We start from the raw sequence: 4,393 nt of genomic DNA, 5'->3' as shown, positions 1-4,393 counted from the left end.
ACCCGGCCGCCCGCCCCGACCAGGTCGCCTACGTCATCTACACCTCGGGGTCGACCGGTCTGCCCAAGGGCGTGATGGTCACCCATCGTTCGGTCGTTGCCCTGTTCGCCGCGGCCCGCTCGCTGTTCACCTTCGGCCCCGACGACGTGTGGACGCTGTTCCACTCCTTCGCGTTCGACTTCTCCGTCTGGGAGATCTGGGGGCCGTTGTTGCACGGCGGCCGGCTCGTCGTCGTCTCGCAGGAGGACTCCCGCTCACCCGCGGCCACCCTCGACCTGCTCGCCCGCCACGGCGTCACCGTGCTCAACCAGACGCCCTCGGCGTTCTACCAGCTCGCGGCGGCCGACGCCGAACGGCCCGGGACGCCGCTGGCCCTGCGGACGGTGGTGTTCGGCGGCGAGGCCCTCGACCCGGCCCGGCTGGCGGGGTGGCACGCTCGGCGCCCGGACGGCCCCGACCTGGTCAACATGTACGGGATCACCGAGACGACGGTGCACGTGACGCACCGCCCGCTGACCGGGGCCGCGTTCGGTTCCCCGACCAGCGTCATCGGCGCGGGGCTGCCCGGGTTCGGCGTCCATCTGCTCGACGGCGGGCTCCGGCCGGTGCCGGACGGTGCCATCGGCGAGCTCTACCTCAGCGGACCCCAGGTGGCGCGCGGGTACCGGGGCCGCCCGGCACTCACCGCGTCCCGCTTCGTCGCCGACCCGTTCGGTCAGCCTGGCGACCGGCTCTACCGCAGCGGCGACCTCGCGCGCCGGACCGCCACCGGCGAGCTGGAGTACCTGGGCCGCTCCGACGACCAGGTGAAGATCCGGGGATTCCGGATCGAGCCCGCGGAGATCGAGTCCGCGCTCGCCGCCGCGCCGGGCGTCGCCGCCGCCGCGGTCGCCGTGCGGACCGACCGGCCAGGCGGCGCCTACCTCGCCGGATATGTGGCGGGGCCGCACGCGGACCTCGCCCGGATCCGGGCGTACCTGTCCGGGCGGCTGCCCGAGCACATGATCCCGGCCGTGTTCGTCCCGCTCGAGGCACTCCCGCTGACCGACAACGGGAAGCTGGACCGCCGGGCGCTGCCGGCGCCGGACTTCTCCGCGCCCCGACCGGTCGGACGCGGCCCGGCCGATGCCACCGAGAAGATTCTCGCCGGCATCTTCGCGCAGGTGCTGGGCCGCGACGTGGTTGGAGTCGACGAGTCGTTCTTCGAGCTCGGCGGCGACAGCATCATGTCGATCCAGCTCGTCGCGCGTGCTCGCGCCGCCGAACTGACCCTCACCCCCCGGCAGGTCTTCGAGCTGCGCACCGTCGCCGAGCTGGCGGCCGTGGCCCGCGCGGCCGCAGCCGCCGAGGCGGAGCCGGCTCTGGACACGGCGGTCGACGCCGTCGGGGAGGTGCCGCTCACCCCGATCATGAACGCCTTCCTGGGCCGAGGTGGCCCATGGGAACGTTTCTCTCAGGCGGTGCTGGTCGCCGGGCCCGCCGGACTGGACCTCCGCGCGGTGCAGCGGGCGGTCCAGGCGGTCATCGACCGGCACGACATGCTGCGCGCCGTGATGACGACCTCGACCGGGGATGGCTCGGCCGGGTCGGGCTCGGCCGGGTCGGGCTCGGCCGGGTCGGGTTCGGGCGGCGAGTACCGGCTGTGGGTGCGGCCGATCGGCGCCGTCGACGCCGTCGACGTCGTCCACCGGGTCGAGCTTCCCGCGGGGGACCCCGGTGAGCTGCTCCGTCGCGAGCACGCCGCCGCCGTCGCGCGCCTGGACCGCTCCGCCGGCGTGCTCGTCCAGGCGACCTGGTTCGACGGGGACGCCGACCGCCCCGGCGCGGTCCTGCTGACCTGCCACCATCTGGCCACCGACGGATACTCCTGCCAGATCCTGGCCGAGGACCTGACCGCCGCCCTCGTGACCCCGCCGGGTGCCCCCGTCGACCTGCCCGGCGTGCGCACCTCGTTCCGTGGCTGGGCCACCCGGCTGGCCGAGGTTGCGGTCGATCGCGCGGCCGAACGAGCCTTTTGGCGCGAGGTCGTCGCGGACCCGGACCCCGCTCTGGGCGCCCGCCGGTTCGATCCGGCGCGGGACACCCGGGCCACCGTGCGCACGGTCTCCGTGCCGGTGCCGCCGCACATCGCCGGTCCGGTCCTCACCGACGTGCCCGCGGCCTTCCACGCCGGCACCGACGACATCCTGCTCGCCGCCCTGGGACTGGCCGTGGCCCGGTGGCGGGCCGCTCGTGGCACGCTGGCACCGACGACCGTGGTCGGCATCGAGGCCCACGGCCGGGAACAGCACATCGTGCCCGGCGCGGACCTGTCCCGCACGGTCGGCTGGTTCACCACCCAGTACCCCGTACGACTCGACGCCGCCGGCCTCGACCTCGATTCCCGCCCCGACGGTACGGCGTCGGCCATGGTCAAGCGGGTCAAGGAGCACCTGCGCGCGATCCCCGATCGCGGCATCGGATACGGGCTGCTGCGCTTCCTCGACGGCGACGGCGACGGGGGCGGTGCTGGCCTGAGCCAGTTCTCCGAGCCGCAGATCCTGTTCAACTACCTGGGCCGCGTCGAGCCCGAGCAGGACGACCCGCTCGGCTTCGCCGCGATCTCCTTCGGCGGGATCGCGCCGGCCGCCGACCCCGGGCTTCCCGCGGCCGCCGCGCTGGCCCTGCACGTCGTCGCCCGCGACGGTGCGGACGGCCCCGGGCTGGCGATGCGCCTGCAGTTCCCCTCAGCGCTGTTCACCGACGACGAGGTCACCGAGCTGGCCGACCTCTGGACCGAGGCGCTCGGCGTGATCGCCGACGGTGTCCGCCGCGGCGCCACGGGCGGGCGGACCCCGTCGGACCTCCCGCTGGTGCGGGCGAAGCAGGCCGATGTCGACCGCTGGGAGGCCCGCTACCCGGGACTCGTCGACGTCCTGCCCCTGTCCCCGCTGCAGGAAGGCATGCTGTTCCACGCTCGGTTCGACGCCGACGCGGTCGACTTCTACGCGGTCCAACTCGTCGTCGACCTCCAGGGGCCGCTCGACCCCACCCGGCTGCGGACCGCTGCCCGGGACCTGCTGGTCCGCCATCCCGTCCTGCGGACCGCCTTCCCGGACGGCGGCGGCGAGCCGGTTCAGGTCGTGCTGGACGACGTCGAGCCCATCCTCACCGTCCTCGACCTCACCCGGCCTGACTCCACCCGGTCCGACTCCACCCGGCCTGATTCCACGACGGCACTCGAGCGCTTTCTTCAGGCCGACCGGAGCACCGGGTTCGACCTGGAGGCGCCGCCGTTGCTGCGCCTCACGCTGATCCGGCTGGGACCGGACGACCATCGACTCGTCGTGACCAACCATCACCTCGTCCTCGACGGCTGGTCCACGCCCCTGGTCGTCCGCGACCTGTTCGCCTGCTACGAGCTGGGCGAAGCCGGCGCCGCCGGCGCGCGGCCGCGTCCCTACCGGGACTTCCTGGCCTGGCTCGCCCGGCGCGACCGCGCCGAGTCGCTCGCCGCCTGGTCAACCGTCCTTGGCGGGGTGGACGAACCCACCCTGCTGGCCGGGCCGGACCTCCGTGACAGCGCCGTCCTGCCCGCGGAGGTCGTCGACGCCATCCCGGCCGATCTCGCCGGGCAGCTCGCGCGGACCGCTCGTGATCACGGCGTCACCCTCAACACCCTGCTCGCCGCCGCCTGGGGCCTGGTTCTCGGCCGGCTGACCGGCCGGGACGACGTGATCTTCGGCATGACCGTCTCGGGCCGGCCGCCCGAGATCGCCGGCGTGGAGTCCATGGTCGGCCTGTTCATCAACACGGTTCCCGTCCGGGTGCGATGGTCGCCCGCCGAGACCGCCCACACACTGCTCGAACGGCTCCACGACGCGCAGGCAGCGGTGCTCGATCACCAGTACCTGGGCCTCAACGAGGTCCAGGGCGTCACCGGCGTCCCCAGCGGGCGCCTGTTCGACACCCTCATGGTGTTCGAGACGTTCCCGCTCGACACCGCGGGCCTGCTCGACGCCGACCGTTCCGGCGGACTGACCGCCGAGGTCGGCTGGTCACGCGGCTACACCCACTATCCGATCACGATCATGCTGATGCCGGACGACGACGTGCTCCGCATCAAGGTCGAGTACCGGACGGACCTGTTCACCAGCACCGAGGCCCGGACGATGCTGCGCCGCGTCCTCGACGTGCTCACCACCCTTTCTTCCCATTCCGATGTCCCGCTTTCTCGGGTGGATGTTCTTTCGGCGGACGAGCGTCGGATGCTGGTGGAGGAATGGAGCGGTCGGGGTCCGCGTTCCGGGTTGGATTCCGCTTCCGCAGCGGCTTTGGTGACTGCGGATGGGGATCGGGTCCATTCCGGTTCTGGGGTTTCGGTGGTGGATGTGTGGGATGGGTTGGTGGCGGG

General features: G+C 73.2%; 1 protein-coding gene. It reads left to right on the top strand.

What is annotated here, in order from left to right:
• The coding region (locus NBZ83_RS30305; RefSeq protein ID WP_261576328.1) for a non-ribosomal peptide synthetase at positions 1-4,393 on the top strand (4,393 nt) is incomplete at both ends.

The sequence above is a fragment of the Frankia gtarii genome (assembly GCF_025403375.1).
Taxonomy (GTDB): Bacteria; Actinomycetota; Actinomycetes; order Frankiales; family Frankiaceae; genus Frankia; species Frankia gtarii.
This window is presented reverse-complemented; position numbering and strand designations above follow the sequence as displayed.